The organism is Erythrobacter fulvus, from assembly GCF_028595285.1.
Taxonomy (GTDB): domain Bacteria; phylum Pseudomonadota; class Alphaproteobacteria; order Sphingomonadales; family Sphingomonadaceae; genus Erythrobacter; species Erythrobacter fulvus.
In genome coordinates, this window is sequence record NZ_JAQQXQ010000004.1 from 281,056 (window position 1) to 296,340 (window position 15,285).

The following is a 15,285-nucleotide window of genomic DNA, read 5'->3' on the forward strand; positions in this document are numbered from 1 at the left end:
GAGCCGGCCGATTACGGCCCGCCCGGACCGCCGCCGCCGGGCAGACCAGCGCCGCCGACCTGGCCGATATTGCCGAACAGGTCTTCAAGGAAACCACGCTCGCGGCCCAGAGTCGGCGTCTTGTCGCCATCGGGATCGAGATAGGTGACTTGATCGATCCCGCTGCGATCGACCTCCATCACCTTGCCGGCTTCGTCGAAGCGCACGGCAAGCACGCTGTGCTGGCGGATACGCGGGCGGGAAAACGGGCGCTGACCGGTAACGCTCGAAACGTAATACCAGGTGGGCTGGCCAAACTGGCTGGTGAATGTCGGGCGTCCGAGCGTGCCTTCAACCGATTGCTGGTTGTCGATGCCCGGCTGCACCACATCAGTCAGCAGCGGATCGGTGATGTAACCGCGCGACTCGCGGATCGCAGAACAGGCCGGCAGCATCGCCGCCACGCCAAGCACCAGCACCGCACGCATCGCGGCGCGCTGGCGGCGGCTGGCTTCGGGGTTCATTTTCGCAGTCTGCGTCAAACCGTATACGTCCCGTCTAATGTCCGCGCTGGGCGGCAACCTCATATCCCTTGGGTCTTGCGCTTTAAGGGGCTAGGCACAAGCTTGCAACGCACCATCTGTGGGCAGCGGGCAAAGGCGTGTTGGCAAGGGTGGCTTGAACCGCGCTTGAACGCATCCGGCGCAGTCGTTGCAACGTAGGTTTACAGGGGCCTCACCGGCTTTTTGAAAGGCGAAAATACCGCAATGTCGTTCCTCTCCCGTCTGCTGGGCACCGCCCCCGACCCGCGCGAAACCATTCGCCCGCTGTGGCATCGCGTGGTCGAACTGGCGCGCGACCCGGACTATTATCAGGATTGCAACGTCGCGGATTCGGTCGCCGGGCGGTTCGATCTCATCACTGCGGTGCTGAGCGTGGTGATGGTGCGCGTCGAGGCATCCGACATGCGCGCCGAAAGCGCGCTGCTGGCCGAACTCTTCGTCGAGGACATGGACGGACAGCTCAGGGAATTCGGCGTCAACGACGTCGTGGTGGGCAAGCGCATCGGCAAGCTGATGAGCGTGCTCGGCGGCAGGCTCGGTGCCTATCGCGGGGCACTCAACGCTGGCGATCTCGACAAGCTGACGGCCGCCGTCGGCCGCAACGTGACCTTTGCCGAAGGCGCCGACGAAGCGGCAAGCGCGGCGCTGGTCGCCGACCGGCTGATGAAGCTGTCGCAGCGCCTTGGCCGCTTCAGCGACCAGGAAATGCTCGAAGCGAGCGCGATCTGGTGAACACGGCAGTGCCTCCTTCCGAACTGACCCGCATGGTCAAGGCGCGTCAGCTTCCCGCCGCACCGGTGGTGATCGAAGCGAATGCGAACGAGCGCGCAGCGCTGGCGGCCCGCTTCGGGCTGGGTGCGGTCGAAACGCTGCGTGCCGAAGTGGCGCTGGAACAGAAACCGCGCGCGATCCGTGCGAGCGGGCGTCTGCGTGCGGCGATCATGCAGCCCTGCGCGGTTTCGGGCGAGGACTTTCCCGTCGCCATCGACGAGCCCATCGACCTGCGCTTCGTCGAGGAAGGCTCCCATGCCTTGCCGGACGACGAAGACGCGGAAATCGAGCTCGAAGCGGATGATTGCGACGAGATCGAATATGCGGGCGAGATGTTTGATCTGGGCGAGGCAGTCGCGCAGACGCTGGGACTTGCGATCGATCCTTACGCCGAAGGGCCAAATGCAGATGCCGCGCGCAAGGCTGCCGGAATCGTGAAGGAAGGCGAACAGGAAGGCCCGCTCGCGGCAATGCTGGCAGCCCTCAAGAAGGACTGATCAGGATTTTGCTGCGTCCTTGTCGGCCGCCGGCTTGGCGTGCTCGACGATCATCAGCAGCAGTCCTGCAAAAACCAGCCCGAAACCGGCCAGATGGACCCAGCGGAATTGTTCGCCGAGCAGCACGTAGGACAGTGCCAGCGCCGATAGCGGCATCACCGCCATCGCTCCGGCCGCGAGCGCGCCGGGGGCCTTGCGCACGCCATTGTACCACAGCACCGGCGCCAGCCCTCCGGTTGCGGCGCCCCAGAACAGCAATGCCCCTGCGGAAAACCCGTCGGCCCCGCTGAAATCGAACGGGTGTGGATCGAACAGGACAGCGAGCAGCACGAACAGCGGGATCGCGACCAGCGAGGCGGCAAAGGTCGTCTCGAGCGACGTGATGCCATCGGACAGCTTGCGTGACAGCAAAGTATAGGCCGCTTCCAGACACACCGCCGCGCCCACCAGCGCCGCACCCAGCAACTTCGCTTCATTCCACGCAGAATCGCCTTCGCCGCGCCACAGGTTGATCGCGACCACCCCCGCCAGCGCCAGCGCCAGCGCCCCGCCCTTGCGCCAGTTCATCGCCGCGCCGAAGAACACCACTGCCGCCAAAGCCGTGACCGCAGGCGAGGCGCTCATGATGGTCGATCCGATCACCCCGCTCGTCATGCGCATGCCGAAAAGCATGGTGGCGGTGAAGCCGACCATCCCGAAGGCGGCAATTGCCAGGATCACTGGAAAGTCCGAACGCCGGGCGCGGGCGAAGCGATCCGTCGCGAACCAGACGAAGGGCGCCAGCACGATCGCGGCGATCACCATCCTGATGCATGAGGCGGTGAACACAGGGAAATGGGCGCCGATGATCTTGCTGAGCGGCGTCGCGCTGCCGAACAGGGCCATTCCTGCGATCAGGTTGGCGATGGTGGTGGTCGATGCGGATTGTGGTTCGGACGCCATACCGAAATAGCGGATGGCTGGCAGTAAGGTTCCGCGCTAGCCGGGCTCGCCGGTCCCATCGTCCGGCTTATCGCCTGCCTCGTCCGAACGGATGCGGAATATCACCCGGTCGATGCAGCCCGAAAGCCCTGCCTCTTGCGGCTTGAACCGCGCGGCGCGCAGCACGGCGGAGGCGGCGTCGCCGATTTCGCTGCTCGGTTGGGCGTCGAGCACTTCGATCGATCCGATCTCGCCCCATGGCGCAACATCGAAGCGAAGGATGGCCCAGCCTTCTATCGCGCGGTTCTGGTAAGGCCGGGGATAGGTCAACCGCGGTTCCTTGGCCCAGCGATCGTCGATATCGCAGGCGGGATTGCCCTTGGTATCTTCCTTGGGCGGGATCGTCGGGGCCGGGATCGTCTCCGGACCGCGCCACCACACCTGCACGCAGCCGATGCGCGGGCCTCCGGCAAAGCGCCCCTGCTCCGCCGCCGCGCGGCCTTCGGCATCCAACCCAGCATCGCCCGAGCTTATCAGCGTGGCGATATTGACCGGATTGCCGTCGGCATCGATGTCGTAACCGACATAGGTCCAGCCCCATTCGCCCGCGCGGCGTTCGATCTTGCGCCAGTCAGGATAGGCGCGCAGCAGCGGTGCAATGCGCGGGCGTTCGCGGCAATTTCCGGGCGCGATCCTGTCCCATGCATCCCTCTCGATCCGGGCGCGCTGCGCAACGCCAAACCGACCGAGGATGTCGCGCGGCAGTTCGGCATAGGGCTGCAACGTCGGATTGTAGGTGATGGAGCAGCCGGAAGCAGTGCCATCGGTCGCAAAGCGGCTGGCGCGCAGCGCAGGCATCAGATCGCGGGTGTAAAGCCGGGCACGAGGCTCGATTTCCCCGGTAATGTCGAAAGGCCGCCCTTCGGCATCGATCGCGAAGCGCAATGTGACACTCGCCGGAGCACTGGTCCGCCCCGCGATGAAAAGCTGCGGATAGGGCAGGCTTGCTTCGACGGGTGACGCTGCCACACCCTCACCGCAAGTCACCGGCCCCGCCTCCCAATGAAGAACTTCTCGTTCAACCGGAGACGCATCGGGAGCCATGACTAGAGCGGGCGGAGGAACATCGGCAAGCGCCGGGCCTGCAAGCGCAAGGCCAAGGACAGCAAAACGTGCGAGCATGGACTACCCTTCCGACCAAAAGGTGCGTCTTGGAGGAACTCTATCCCTCACAAAACCCTTGTGTCAAAAAGGGATATCATCGTCGAGATCGTCATAGCCGCCGCCCGACTTGCCGCCTGACGCCGCGCCGCCCTGCTCCCAGCCGCCGCTAGAGGTTGACGCTGCGCCGCCGTAGGCACCGGCTCCGCCCGAGCCGCCGAAGCCGCCCGAACGGCCGCCGCCACCACCCATCCCGCCGCCGCCGCCCTGGGCGCCGTCAAGCATGGTCAGCGTGCCGGTATAATTGCGCAGCACGACCTCGGTCGAATAGCGGTCCTGACCCTGTTGATCCTGCCATTTGCGGGTTTCGAGCTGGCCTTCAACATAGACCTTGCTGCCCTTCTTCAGAAAGCGTTCGACCACGCCAACGAGACCTTCGTTGAAGATCGCGACGGTGTGCCACTGGGTGCGCTCCTGCCGTTCGCCGGTATTGCGGTCCTTCCAGGTTTCCGACGTGGCGATGCGCAGGTTGGCGACCTTGCCGCCGTTCTGGAATGTGCGGATTTCGGGATCAGCCCCGAGATTGCCGATCAGCATGACCTTGTTGAGCGAACCCGCCATCAAAATACCCTTCCCGTCAGACACTTGTCCCGGCGCAAGAGGATGCGCCGCGAATCTCGTTTCGACAATAGGCAAGGTTGGGGTGCAGCGCGACCGCCGCTTACGGGTAATCCACCAGTTCGGACGCGCTTACCGCGCCGGATAGCGCAGGCGGCCGAGAAAGCGCGTCAGGCTCGGCAATTCGCGATCCTTGTTCAGGAACTGTGCCTTGGCCTTTTCGAACTTCATCACGCCATCGATCCGCCGGTCGAGGAAAGCGTGGGTATCGGCCTTGCCCTCGCTGTCGTCATTGACGAACACGGCCAGCGTTGCGCTGTAGATCCCGGCGAGGATCGCGCGTTTGGTGTAATGGTTGTAATCGGTCGCGGTATCGCCGGCGAGCCGCCACATGATATCGGCCGAACGCCAGCCGAGCTTCAGTGCACGGGCCGCGTTCTGCGGCTGCGCCATCACCGCCAACGCGCGGCGCACCGCCTCGTCGATATCAGCCACCGCATCGAGCCGGAAGGCGACCAGCGTGCGGATGCGCTCGCGGATTTTCAGTTCGGTCAACCTTTCGGCAGGCCATTCGGCCTCCATGGCCTGATCGATGCTGTCGATCCATGCTTCGATCATTTCCATCGCCAGCTGCGAACCTTTGCCGGGAAAGGCGAGCCGGGCGACATCGGGATCGCATCCGGCCATTTCCGCAGCCGCCGTCAGCGCGGTCTCGTTCCAGCCGTCGAAGATCGCCGAGGCGGCAATATCGGGCGCAAGGGCGACTTTCAGCTCGTCAAGCGTCATGTCGGCGAAGTCGGGGACGGTGTCGGTCATGGTCATATCAGAAAGAAGGCCCGTAGAGGCGCTTTTGTTCCTTGCCTGCACGCTTATCGTCGGCATCCTTGAAGACCTGCTTCATCAGCGTGTTGCCGTTCATCAGCTCCATATACTGGCGCGCGGAACGGCCCGAATTGTCGTTGTGATCGGGATCGGCGCCTTTTTCCAGCAGCACCCGCGCCAGTTCGGAATTGCGCTGGTGGACGGCGGCGATCAGCGGGGTTTCCCCCGTCTGGTCGCCGACATTGACGTCGGCCCCGCCCTTGATCAGCGCCTCGACCCCTTCGATAAAGCCGAGCGTGGTGGCGACCTGCAGCGGCGTCAGCCCTTGCTTGTTGCGGATATTCGGATCGGCTCCACGCTGGAGCAGAAAGCGCACCCACAGCACATCACGGCGCTGGACGACGATATGCAGCCCGGTCTCGCCGGTGGTGATGTCGCGGGTGTTGACGACCTGGGTGCCCGGCTTGTTCAGCATGTCGGTGGCCTTGTCGCCCTCGCGGTCCTTGACCGCTTCGAGAAACTGGTAACCTTCGGACTGGAATTGCGCCGCTGCCGGAGCCGCCAGCGAAACCGCAAGGACCGGCACTGCCAGCGCAGACAGGATTGCGCTGGCAATCCGCGCCTGAACCCCTAATTTGCGCAAAACATCGACAGCCACGGTTTGATCCTTTCGCATTCTCTGTAACAGCAAGTCAGGCCCTGTCACATCCGCCGCATTGCCGCGGCGCTCTCACAAAGACCCGGTTAGCAGACCATGAACCGCATCAACAAGCCTTCCTCCCCGGTCATCGCCCTGATCGCAGCCGCCGCGCTGGCGCTTGCAGGCTGTGGCGGCGCTGCCCCGGCGGCCGAACCGCCGCTGGCCGGTGCAGCGATCGGCGGGGATTTCGCACTGACGAACAGCGCCGGGGAAACCGTGGAGTGGCGCGATTTCGCGGGCAAGTACCGGGTGGTCTATTTCGGCTACGCCTTTTGCCCCGATATCTGCCCCACCGACATGCAGCGCGTGGCACAGGGGCTGAAAGTGCTGAAAGCGGATGATCCGGCCAAGGCCGCGAAGATCGTGCCGATCTTCATCACCATCGACCCCGAACGCGATACGCCGCAAGTAGTGGGCGAATTCGCCGCGGCCTTCTCGGACGATATCATCGGCCTGACCGGCACACCCGAGCAGATCGCCGCGGCGGCCAAGGCGTTCAAGGTTTTCTATGCAAGGGGCGAAACCGTCGAAGGCGGCGGCTATCTGGTAGATCATTCCAACATCGTCTACCTATTCGGCCCCGAAGGCGAGCCGCTCGCCACCTTGCCGGTCGATCTGGGCGGCGATGCGGTCGCGGCGGAACTGGATAAATGGGTGAATTGAGAGAGCGTTTCTGGGAATTGCCGCTCGGCGATCTGACCCGCCCCGAGTGGGAGGCGTTGTGCGACGGCTGCGGGCGCTGCTGCCTGCACAAGCTCGAAGATGCCGACACCGGCGAGATCCACGATACCAATGTCGCCTGCCGCCTGCTGGACACGCAGACCGCGCGGTGCAGCGACTATCGCAACCGCAAGGCCTTCGTCCCCGATTGCCTGCGCCTGACACTGCGGATCGTCGAGCAGGTCAGCTGGCTGCCTTCGACCTGCGCCTATCGCCTGCGCGCCGATGCCCACCCCCTGCCGCAATGGCATTATCTGATCAGCGGCGATCGCGATGCGGTGCGCCGTGCGGGCGTATCGGTGATCGGCCGGGTCGTAAGCGAGATCGATGCCGGGCCGATCGAGCACCACATCACCGATTGGCCCTCACCCCGCCCTGACCGGACGGCATACGAAGCCGAAGAGGAAGGCGCGTGATCGACTGGCTGCGCCGCGTCCCGCTTGAGCCAGAACTTGAACTGGCTGGTCGCACTGTGCCGATCGTGCTGCGTCGGCTGCACCATGCCAAGCGCTTGACGCTCCGGCTTGCGCCCGATGGCAGCGAGGTCCGCATCACTTTGCCCGAATGGGCCGAAAGCCGCGAGGCGATCGCCTTCGCCCATGCCCGCAGCGAATGGCTCGAAAGCCAGCTTTCCCGCCTGCCGCAGCGCGCCGCGCCTGTTCCGGGGGGCGAGGTGCGCTATCGCGGGACAGCGCTTAGGCTGGCGTGGGAACCGCGCGCGCCGCGCCGCCCACTGATCGAAGGCGAGGCGCTGCGTCTCGGCGGGCCCGAAGCGGGACTGGAAGGTCGCCTCAGACGCTGGCTGGAGGCCGAGGCGCTGCGCCTGTCCGAAGCGGACATGCATGATTACTGCACCGCTGCCGGGCTCGATCCGGTGCCGGTCGGACTGACGCGGGCGCAGCGGCGCTGGGGCTCGTGTTCCGACAAAGCGCGCATCCGCATCAACTGGCGGCTGGTGCAGGCCCCCGATTTCGTGCGCCGCTCGGTTGTCGCACACGAAGTCGCCCACCTTGTCCATTTCGATCACAGCGCCGCCTTCCACGCGCTGCTGGGACGCATCTACGAGGCCGACATCGACGCCGCCGACCGCTGGCTGAAAGAGCATGGCCGCGGGCTCTACGCCGCATTCGGGTGACGCTGCGGCCTTTGCCTTCGATCACTGCGCGCCCTATATTGCCGTTATGCTTTCGAATTCACGCTTCAACCCCGCCCCCGGCATCGCCGATTTCTGGAACGAGTTCCGGCGGCCGAACCCCTATCGCTGGCCCATCCTTGCGCTGTCGGTGCTGCCGGTGGCGGGGATTCTCTACTGGGCGATGGGGACGACCGCCTACAAGACCCCCGAGCGTCCCAGCATCACCTATATCACCACCTTCGATCCCGAACGCACCGAGGCGGAGATCATCGCTTCCAATCGTGCCAATCAGGAAGTGAAGGATCTGCGCGAGGCGGCGGAAGAACGCATCGCCGAGCGTAAGCGCGATATGTACAAGGCGCTGGGCGCGGCCGCGGGCATGGATGTCGACGCAATCGAGCGCAAGGCCGAAGCCAATCGTGCCGCAGAGGCGGCGGCAGCGGAAAAACGGCGAGCGGAACTGCTCGGTCAGACGGAAATACCTGCCGAACCTGCCGACGAAGGCACGACACCATAGCCGCTCCCGCACGCCCGACCGATCACGACTGGATGGCAGCCGCAGCGCGACTGGCGCTGCGCGCGCGTCCGCTCGCCCGTCCCAACCCCGGTGTCGCCGCGTTGGTCGTGCGCGATGGCGTGGTGATCGCGCGCGGCTGGACCCGCGCCGGCGGCCGCCCCCATGCCGAGGCCGAGGCCCTGGCCGGACTTGATCCGCAGACGCTGGCGGAGGCGACGCTCTACGTCACGCTCGAACCTTGCGCCCACCAATCGCCGCGCGGCCCTGCCTGCGCCGATCTGATCGTCGCCGCGCGCCCGGCGCGGGTGGTGGTGGGGCAGCACGATCCCGATCCGCGCACCAGTGGTGCAGGCTTGGCGCGGCTGGAAGCCGCGGGCATCGCGACCGCCCTACTCGACGATCCGGCCTCTGCTGCTAGCCTTTGCGGGTTCCTGACGCGCCAGCGGCTCGGCCGCCCATGGGTGACGCTGAAACTGGCGACCTCGCTCGACGGCTGCATAGCCATGGCCGACGGCACCAGCCGCTGGATCACCAGCGAAGCGGCGCGCGCACATGTCCATGCCCGGCGCGCGCAGCATGATGCGATCCTGGTGGGCGGCGGCACATGGCGGGCGGATGCCCCGCAGCTCGACGTGCGCCTCCCGGGACTGGAGGCGCGTTCGCCGCAGCGCGTCGTGCTGACCCGCAGTGCCGCACCCGAAGCCGTCGACACGATCGCCGCCCCGGCAGATATCGCCGGTCTCGAAGGGGTGCAGTATCTCTATGTCGAAGGCGGCGCCGAAACTGCGGCGTCCTTTCTCTCGGCCGATCTCGTCGACGAGTTGCACCTGTACACGGCGCCGGTCCTGATCGGCGACGGCAAGCGCGCGCTCGGATCGCTCGGTCTGGCAAATCTGGCCGAAGCGCATGGCCGCTGGCAGCTGGCCGAACGCCGCCAGCTTGGCAGCGACCAATTCACCGCCTATCTGCGCACCCGCACCAGCTAGAGGAAAGCGCCCATGTTCACCGGTATCGTCACCGCCATCGGCACCATCGCCAGCGCCGAGCAGCGCGGCGACCTGCGGCTGCGCATTGCTGCCCCGCTGGATCCGGCGCGGATCGATATCGGCGCATCGATCGCCTGTTCGGGCGTGTGCCTGACCGTGGTGGAGCGCGGCGGCAGCACGGGCGACGCATGGTTCGATGTCGATGTGTCGGGCGAGACTGTCAGCCGTACCATGCCGGGCATGTGGCAAGCGGGCCGGCAGCTTAATCTCGAACCCTCGCTGCGGCTTGGCGACGAGCTTGGCGGGCATATCGTCACCGGCCATGTCGATTCGGTTGGCGAGGTTGTGAAGGTCGCACAGCAAGGCGGCAGCTGGCACGTGGCGATCCGCGCGCGGGCCGAAATGTCGCCATTCATCGCGGAAAAAGGCTCGATCACGGTCAACGGCGTGTCGCTGACGGTGAACGATGTGCGCGACCGCGCGGACGGCACCTGCGACTTCCTGCTCAACATCATCCCCCACACCGCCGAGGTGACGACGCTGGGCGATCTGGCCGTGGGGGACGCGGTCAATCTCGAGATCGACGTGCTGGCCCGCTATCTCAAGCGGATGCAGAGCCTCGCAGCCTCGCGCTGAGACAGCCACAAATCCTCAAACAAAAAGGGCGGACCAATGGCCCGCCCCCTTGGTAATTCATCGAAAACCCGCCGATCAGGGCGTCGGCGCGTTCTGGAACACGTTGGCGACGTTGCCCGTGCCGCCCTGCGTGACGGTCGACGAGTTCGAGACCCCGCCCTGCGTCACGTTGGCCTGGTTCAGGGTGCCGCTCTGGAACAGTTCGGCGAAGCCGTCAGTGCCGGACTGCGTCAGGTTGGAAATGAGGTTATCGCCTTCCTGATTAATATCGGCCTCGTTCGAAACCCCGCCGGGCAACTGGTCGATAAACGACTGATTGCTGTTGCCGATCTGGTCGACAAAGGCGACGTCATCCGACCCGTCTTGAACAAGATTAGATAAATTCGAGTTCCCAATCTGGTTCACCAGAGCAAACGGCACCCGCGCAGGGTTGGGCGTATCGCCGGTGCCACGCTGGACGTTGAACGACTGGTTGAAATCGCCGGCCTGAAACACGTCGAGGGCCGATATGGCGATCTGACTGAAGCTGCCCTGCCACAAGCGGGCATTGTTGCCGATGCCGTCCTGCGTGCTCCGTGCCACCGTATTGCGGCCCGATTGCAGAACTTCGGCATTATTGAAGCTGTTGAACTGCAATGTGCGCGCAAAGTTGGTTCTGCCGAGCTGCCAGATATCGGAGTTATTGCCTACGCCGTCCTGGACTGCCTCGGCGAGCTGCAGTTCACCGTTGAAAAGGTCAGGGTTGAGAGAGCTAAGAAAGACCGTTTCCCCGTAGTCGCCTTCCTGCCTGATCCTCGCCTGGTTGTTTTCCCCATCCTGTTGGATCAAGGCACCGGCCCCTAGGTCGCTGCCGTCGTTCAGCACACCCGGATAGCCGGCAGCCGACTGCGTGATTGTTCCGCGCTGGTTGTTACCCGTCTGACGGATTTCGGCCTGTGCAAGCAGTGTCGACTGGGTAATGGTGGCGTTGTGATTGGTGCCATCCTGATCGACGATGGCGCTATTGTCAGCGCTCTGGGCGAAAGCCGGACTGGCGATGACGAGCGCCGCAAAAGATGCGCCGAGCATTATTGTATTTTTCACGGATATTCCCCCAAACATGCTCTTGCGAGCAACACGATGAAATCGCGTCCCTTTATTGACGAATCACTCCTGTAGCCGAAGCGTTTCGTACCTTGTGGCTAACAGGTTAGTCGTACCTGCCAAAGCGGATTGTCATATGGCGAACATTGTTCTCCGGCTCCCGCTTTCGCAGCCCGTTTAGCCCAGAGGTCCTTGCGCAAAATCCTCGCGCGAGATGACGTAGGTGAGGTGGGGAATGATCGTCCCGCCCGCCATGATCCGCTCCTCGCGCCGGTCTGTCAGGCGCGCGCCGATCTTCTCCAGCGCGCGGCGCGAGCGGGTGTTGTTGGCACCCACCAGAAAGCGGCATTCGGCCACTTCGACTAGCGCATGGCCCAGCATCAGGCGCTTCATTTCGCGGTTGAAGCCGCTGCCCCAATGCGATCGCGCGAGAAACGTCCAGCCGATCTCGACCGCGCCGCCATTGGCCTCTTCTAGTCCCTGAAAGCGCGATGAGCCGATCACCGCTCCGTCCGCTTTGTCGATAGCCACCAGCGCGCCCTTGTTGGCCATCGCGTCGTCGAAAAAGGCGCGGAATACCGGCTCGCGCCAGCGGTCATGCGCCGGGTGCTGTTCCCAGATCAGCGGATCGGACGCGACCGCTAACAGGGCGTCCCAGTCGTCCGGGCGAAGGGGGCGCAACAGCACGCGCTCGCCCTCCAGCACCGGCTGGCGTTTGAGCAAGCGCGCCTTCAGCCCGTGACCGCCGCAAGCGCGGCAATGAACTTGGGCAGGTTGGCGCTCGTCAGTCCGGCGATGTTGATGCGGCCCGACCCGGCCATGTAAATCGCGTGCTCATCCCGCAAGGTCGCGACCTCCTCCTTGGTGACGGGAAGCATCGCGAACAGGCCGTTCTGCGTGCCAAGCGGCGTCAGGTCGATCCGGCCTGCGGTTCCGGCTGCGGCGAGCGCATCGCGCACCCCGCGCATGCGCGCCCGCATCGTGTCTAGCTCATCCAACCACAGCTTCGTCAGATCGGGATCGCGCAGGATAATCCGCACCGCCGCGCCGCCGTGATCGGGCGGCATCGACCAGCACGCCCGGGCAAGCGCGTTGGCATTGCTGAACGGGGCGTCGAGCGAGTCGCTGCTTTGGCCGAGGATGTAGAACGCACCCACGCGGTCGCGATACTGGCCGAAATTCTTGTCGCAGGAATAGGCGATAAAGGCTTCGGGGACCTTGGCCAGCACTGTGCGCAGACCGGCGGCATCTTCCTCAAGCCCCTGCCCCAGCCCCTGATAGGCGGCATCGATGATCGGGAAGGTGCCGCTGGCGGCGAAGGCATCGGCAATCGCGTCCCATTGTTCGGCCGTGTAGTCGATCCCGGTCGGGTTGTGGCAGCAGCCGTGCAACAGCACCGCGCCGTCGGCACCCGCGCCCTTGATCGCGCCCAGCACAGCATCGAGATTGGCGCTGCCATCTGGGTTGGCATGTTCGAAAGTAACCAGTTCGAGCCCCAGATCGGCAAGGATCTGCGCGTGGTTGGGCCAGCTCGGTACGCCCATATGAACCCGCTTCACTCCGGCCTTTTGTGCCAGCGCCAGCGCCAGTCGCACCGCGCCGGTGCCGCCCGGGGTCTGCATCCCCGAAAGGCGCCCGCCCATCGTTGGGTCGCCGCCGAAGATATAGGGCATCAGCGCGTTGACGAAGCCCATGTCGCCTTCGGGGCCGAGGTAGGACTTGCTGTCCTGCTCGTCGACAAGCCGCTGCTCGGCCGCCTTGATCGCGGCGAATACGGGGGTGGCGCCTTCCTCGGTGCGGTAGACGCCCACGCCGAGATCGATCTTGTCCTCGCGCGGATCGGCTGCGTAGAGGCGAATGAGAGCGAGCAGCGCGTCGGGCGCCTGGGGGCTGAGTCGGTCAAGCATCATGGTCGCGGCAATGGCGCTTCATACAGCGCACCGCAACCGGGTTTTCGCGCAATTTTCTAGAACGGCAGCCAGCGCTGCTTCTTGGAAAACTTCATATACCCCGCATTGACCCCGAGCCGGAGGCCGGCGCCCATGCGGATCGGGATCAGCACCACGTCGCCCCAGCGCAGATAGCTGGCATGCAATCCACCCACGAAATAGGCCTGCCCCTCGCCTGCGGGGAAACGCTTGTAGAGGTCTTCGCTGTCATAGAGGTTGTAGACCAGCACGAAGGTGTTGGCGGCATTGGCCCCGGCATCGAAGCCGATCGAAGGGCCGGTCCAGTAGACTTTGCGTTCGCCTTCGATCTTGTGGTGCAGCGTGCCCGAACCGTAGCGCGCGCCGACGATAAATGCCCCGCCCGCCTCGCGCCCGACGATGTAGGCATTGGGCTTGCCCTGCTTTTCCAGCAGATCCTCGATCATCCGCGCAAGACCTTCGGCCCCCTTGCCGAACACGCCTTCGGCCGCACCGATAAGATCGTCCTCGCCGTAGGTGGCGGCTTCCTCCGCAGCAACGGGTGCCTCTGCTGCTGGGGCGGCAGGGTCCTGTCCGACGGGCGCTGCGGCGTAATCGCCGTATGCATCCTCGAAAGCGGGTTCGGCCGGCGCGGGTGCCGGCGCGGTCTGGCCTTCAGGTGCAATCAGATCGCCGTCGATGCTAGCGGCAGGTGCGTTGTCCTGCGCGGCATAGGCCTGATCGGGGTCGAAACGTTCAAGTTCCTGCGCGGCGGCAGGTCCCGCGAGCGCGAGCGCGGCGGCCATGGCCGCTACGAAGCCTCCTAACCCCTGGCGAAATCCGAAAGTCCGTCCGATCATCTTGCTGCCTTCCGTCCGAGCACGCCATTCCCGCAGGCTATAATGACGTCACTGAGTCCTGTTCGACCACACGCGCAATCCCGCCGCGCCGGAGCGAATCGGAATTGCGACGAGCCGTGCCTACCTGACGCGAACAGGCTGAACCGCCGCCGAACCACCGCTTCGATTAGGATGCGCTGGGCGCGAGGTGCCGATTTTCTCGCAAGCCACCTTGCCGCTGGCGCAGGACGCCATTATAGCGCGCCCCTCACAGCCTCGCTGTTGCCCGGAGACGTGGGTGAGTGGCTGAAACCAGTTCCCTGCTAAGGAACCGTACTCTATCAGGGTACCGAGGGTTCGAATCCCTCCGTCTCCGCCAAACGCCATTGAAAATACTGAGAATTTCCCCTTAAGGGGCGGCCGTTCCCATAAGCGCTCCCCAATGGCGGGCTCGCTTTGCAGTGAACGGCAACGACCTAATCGGGACAGAGGTGCCTCCAAAGGGGGCGTTGTTGCCAATCGTCAGGGAACCCCATGGCAGCAAAATCACCTGTAGGATTTTCCGCGATCAACGAAATTAGCCGGTTCGGCCAGTCCGACTCAGGGGCCACGGCCCCCATCGAATGCAAGAGCATCGAGAGCGTATTGTAGAGCTTGCGATCAGCTTCGGGGGCAATGGTATCTGCAAGACTGGCCGGACTCTGTGCGAGCGGAAAGGTTACGGTGAAACTCCGGTTCCATAGGCGGCTATGGTGCGCGCAAATATTTCGCACCGTCGCTAGGTGATGCAGCAAGCCTTGGAATACCCGGTCATCAAAGCCGATCCTGCGAGCAATGGCCTTACGGTCTGCACGCCCCCTAAGGGCGGAAAAGAACTTGGAAAGCAGGCCAAAGGAAATGAACTCCGCCGCCACCCAGACAGGTGGTAGTGGCGGGTTGTTGTAGGTGCGCTTGTAGTGATCTACGAACACGTCATGCGAGCGATCATATTCGGATTGTAGCTGGGTCAGGTTGGCTTGGAAGCGATCCGTACGCGGATACAACGCCGCATTGAGATAGCCATGCGGCCCATAGACCATTGCCATTTGATGCGCCCACGCCCCACGCGCCGCGACCTCTATCCGCTCCAATGCATCCATTAGTAGTAGCCGCAGGCGGCGATCGAACTCATAGAGCGCAAGCACCGCTTCCAGCGTCGTCCCGTCCTTGAATAGATGATTGTCAGCCTCGGGATCGGCTTCATAATACAACCAATAGGCTCGCAGCCGATAGTAGCTTATGTAGCTAAGTGCCCATGACGCATGCTGGGCTGATCTGCCCCCTTCTGAGTGGCCCAATTTCTATTTTAGAATTGGTCACGAAGGAGGAATGGAATGGCAAGGAAGCACAGGCCGGAAGAGATCATCGGCAAGCTGCGTGAAGCGGAGATC

General features: G+C 64.2%; 19 protein-coding genes and 1 tRNA gene. 9 read left to right on the forward strand and 11 right to left on the reverse strand.

The window, feature by feature from the left end:
- Positions 1–11: 11 nt before the first annotated feature.
- Positions 12–467 carry an outer membrane protein assembly factor BamE gene (locus OIK40_RS07255; protein ID WP_374211797.1) on the reverse strand — a complete coding sequence of 152 codons (456 nt, stop codon included), beginning with the start codon at positions 465–467 and terminating at the stop codon, positions 12–14.
- A 279-nt stretch (positions 468–746) separates the two neighbouring features.
- Between OIK40_RS07255 and OIK40_RS07260 the strand changes: the two genes are divergently transcribed.
- Together OIK40_RS07260 and OIK40_RS07265 are read left to right on the forward strand one after the other, a co-directional pair.
- Complete coding sequence (locus OIK40_RS07260) at positions 747–1,274, forward strand: ubiquinol-cytochrome C chaperone family protein (protein ID WP_273677390.1); 528 nt, start codon at positions 747–749, stop codon at positions 1,272–1,274.
- The gene (locus OIK40_RS07265; RefSeq protein WP_273677391.1) at positions 1,271–1,810 is read left to right on the forward strand and encodes a YceD family protein; all 540 of its coding nucleotides are present in this window, start codon (positions 1,271–1,273) and stop codon (positions 1,808–1,810) included. Before OIK40_RS07260 ends, OIK40_RS07265 begins: the two co-directional genes overlap by 4 nt.
- On the opposite strand, the gene OIK40_RS07270 is transcribed toward OIK40_RS07265, so the two are convergent.
- The 5 genes from OIK40_RS07270 to OIK40_RS07290 all read right to left on the reverse strand — a co-directional run bounded on the left by OIK40_RS07270 (position 1,811) and on the right by OIK40_RS07290 (position 5,990).
- Positions 1,811–2,752, reverse strand: coding sequence for a DMT family transporter (locus OIK40_RS07270; RefSeq protein WP_273677392.1), 942 nt, complete (start codon positions 2,750–2,752; stop codon positions 1,811–1,813).
- 36 nt (positions 2,753–2,788) lie between these two features.
- Positions 2,789–3,913: an energy transducer TonB gene (locus OIK40_RS07275; protein WP_273677393.1), complete on the reverse strand. Its 1,125-nt coding sequence runs from the start codon at positions 3,911–3,913 to the stop codon at positions 2,789–2,791.
- Positions 3,914–3,976: 63 nt separating this feature from the next.
- Positions 3,977–4,513: a single-stranded DNA-binding protein gene (gene ssb / locus OIK40_RS07280; protein ID WP_273677395.1), complete on the reverse strand. Its 537-nt coding sequence runs from the start codon at positions 4,511–4,513 to the stop codon at positions 3,977–3,979.
- 129 nt (positions 4,514–4,642) lie between these two features.
- Positions 4,643–5,326, reverse strand: a complete 684-nt coding sequence (locus OIK40_RS07285; RefSeq protein ID WP_273677397.1) for a COQ9 family protein — start codon at positions 5,324–5,326, stop codon at positions 4,643–4,645.
- 7 nt (positions 5,327–5,333) lie between these two features.
- Positions 5,334–5,990 carry an ankyrin repeat domain-containing protein gene (locus OIK40_RS07290; protein ID WP_273677398.1) on the reverse strand — a complete coding sequence of 219 codons (657 nt, stop codon included), beginning with the start codon at positions 5,988–5,990 and terminating at the stop codon, positions 5,334–5,336.
- A 96-nt stretch (positions 5,991–6,086) separates the two neighbouring features.
- On the opposite strand from OIK40_RS07290, the gene OIK40_RS07295 reads away from it, so the two are divergent.
- Genes OIK40_RS07295 through OIK40_RS07320 form a run of 6 tightly spaced genes read left to right on the forward strand, consistent with a single transcriptional unit; the run spans position 6,087 to position 10,026 of the window.
- Positions 6,087–6,695 (forward strand): SCO family protein, encoded by a 609-nt coding sequence (locus OIK40_RS07295; RefSeq protein ID WP_273677399.1) that lies wholly within the window; start codon positions 6,087–6,089, stop codon positions 6,693–6,695.
- Positions 6,683–7,168 (forward strand): YcgN family cysteine cluster protein, encoded by a 486-nt coding sequence (locus tag OIK40_RS07300; RefSeq protein ID WP_273677400.1) that lies wholly within the window; start codon positions 6,683–6,685, stop codon positions 7,166–7,168. The genes OIK40_RS07295 and OIK40_RS07300 overlap by 13 nt, the downstream gene beginning before the upstream one ends.
- Entirely contained in the window at positions 7,165–7,887 is a 723-nt protein-coding gene (locus tag OIK40_RS07305; protein ID WP_273677401.1) for a M48 family metallopeptidase, read from the forward strand. Before OIK40_RS07300 ends, OIK40_RS07305 begins: the two co-directional genes overlap by 4 nt.
- Entirely contained in the window at positions 7,856–8,404 is a 549-nt protein-coding gene (locus OIK40_RS07310; protein ID WP_273677402.1) for a hypothetical protein, read from the forward strand. Before OIK40_RS07305 ends, OIK40_RS07310 begins: the two co-directional genes overlap by 32 nt.
- Positions 8,401–9,390, forward strand: a complete 990-nt coding sequence (gene ribD / locus OIK40_RS07315) for a bifunctional diaminohydroxyphosphoribosylaminopyrimidine deaminase/5-amino-6-(5-phosphoribosylamino)uracil reductase RibD (RefSeq protein WP_374211798.1) — start codon at positions 8,401–8,403, stop codon at positions 9,388–9,390. The genes OIK40_RS07310 and ribD overlap by 4 nt, the downstream gene beginning before the upstream one ends.
- 12 nt (positions 9,391–9,402) lie before the next feature.
- Complete coding sequence (locus OIK40_RS07320) at positions 9,403–10,026, forward strand: riboflavin synthase (RefSeq protein ID WP_273677405.1); 624 nt, start codon at positions 9,403–9,405, stop codon at positions 10,024–10,026.
- A gap of 75 nt (positions 10,027–10,101) precedes the next feature.
- Here the strand turns inward: OIK40_RS07320 and OIK40_RS07325 are convergent, their stop codons facing one another.
- The 4 genes from OIK40_RS07325 to OIK40_RS07340 form a co-directional block, all read right to left on the reverse strand.
- Entirely contained in the window at positions 10,102–11,094 is a 993-nt protein-coding gene (locus OIK40_RS07325) for a hypothetical protein (protein WP_273677406.1), read from the reverse strand.
- Positions 11,095–11,286: 192 nt separating this feature from the next.
- Complete coding sequence (locus OIK40_RS07330) at positions 11,287–11,832, reverse strand: GNAT family N-acetyltransferase (RefSeq protein WP_273677407.1); 546 nt, start codon at positions 11,830–11,832, stop codon at positions 11,287–11,289.
- Positions 11,833–11,840: 8 nt separating this feature from the next.
- Positions 11,841–13,016, reverse strand: a complete 1,176-nt coding sequence (locus OIK40_RS07335; protein WP_273677436.1) for an amino acid aminotransferase — start codon at positions 13,014–13,016, stop codon at positions 11,841–11,843.
- Positions 13,017–13,075: 59 nt separating this feature from the next.
- Positions 13,076–13,822, reverse strand: a complete 747-nt coding sequence (locus tag OIK40_RS07340; protein WP_273677409.1) for a DUF1134 domain-containing protein — start codon at positions 13,820–13,822, stop codon at positions 13,076–13,078.
- Positions 13,823–14,143: 321 nt separating this feature from the next.
- Between OIK40_RS07340 and OIK40_RS07345 the strand changes: the two genes are divergently transcribed.
- Positions 14,144–14,234 (forward strand) — tRNA-Ser (locus OIK40_RS07345).
- Between the two features lie 97 nt (positions 14,235–14,331).
- Here OIK40_RS07345 and OIK40_RS07350 read toward each other — a convergent pair.
- Positions 14,332–15,192 (reverse strand): Abi family protein, encoded by an 861-nt coding sequence (locus OIK40_RS07350; RefSeq protein WP_273677410.1) that lies wholly within the window; start codon positions 15,190–15,192, stop codon positions 14,332–14,334.
- Between the last annotated feature and the right edge of the window lie 93 nt (positions 15,193–15,285).

What these genes read in the sequence shown, in the direction of transcription:
- OIK40_RS07255 (WP_374211797.1), bottom strand. Translation starts at nt 467, where the DNA reads ATGCGTGCGGTGCTGGTGCTTGGCGTGGCGGCGATGCTGCCGGCCTGT.
- OIK40_RS07260 (WP_273677390.1), top strand. Translation starts at nt 747, where the DNA reads ATGTCGTTCCTCTCCCGTCTGCTGGGCACCGCCCCCGACCCGCGCGAA.
- OIK40_RS07270 (WP_273677392.1), bottom strand. Translation starts at nt 2,752, where the DNA reads ATGGCGTCCGAACCACAATCCGCATCGACCACCACCATCGCCAACCTG.
- OIK40_RS07275 (WP_273677393.1), bottom strand. Translation starts at nt 3,913, where the DNA reads ATGCTCGCACGTTTTGCTGTCCTTGGCCTTGCGCTTGCAGGCCCGGCG.
- ssb (WP_273677395.1), bottom strand. Translation starts at nt 4,513, where the DNA reads ATGGCGGGTTCGCTCAACAAGGTCATGCTGATCGGCAATCTCGGGGCT.
- OIK40_RS07285 (WP_273677397.1), bottom strand. Translation starts at nt 5,326, where the DNA reads ATGACCGACACCGTCCCCGACTTCGCCGACATGACGCTTGACGAGCTG.
- OIK40_RS07295 (WP_273677399.1), top strand. Translation starts at nt 6,087, where the DNA reads ATGAACCGCATCAACAAGCCTTCCTCCCCGGTCATCGCCCTGATCGCA.
- OIK40_RS07300 (WP_273677400.1), top strand. Translation starts at nt 6,683, where the DNA reads ATGGGTGAATTGAGAGAGCGTTTCTGGGAATTGCCGCTCGGCGATCTG.
- OIK40_RS07310 (WP_273677402.1), top strand. Translation starts at nt 7,856, where the DNA reads ATGGCCGCGGGCTCTACGCCGCATTCGGGTGACGCTGCGGCCTTTGCC.
- OIK40_RS07320 (WP_273677405.1), top strand. Translation starts at nt 9,403, where the DNA reads ATGTTCACCGGTATCGTCACCGCCATCGGCACCATCGCCAGCGCCGAG.
- OIK40_RS07325 (WP_273677406.1), bottom strand. Translation starts at nt 11,094, where the DNA reads ATGCTCGGCGCATCTTTTGCGGCGCTCGTCATCGCCAGTCCGGCTTTC.
- OIK40_RS07335 (WP_273677436.1), bottom strand. Translation starts at nt 13,016, where the DNA reads ATGCTTGACCGACTCAGCCCCCAGGCGCCCGACGCGCTGCTCGCTCTC.
- OIK40_RS07340 (WP_273677409.1), bottom strand. Translation starts at nt 13,822, where the DNA reads ATGGCCGCCGCGCTCGCGCTCGCGGGACCTGCCGCCGCGCAGGAACTT.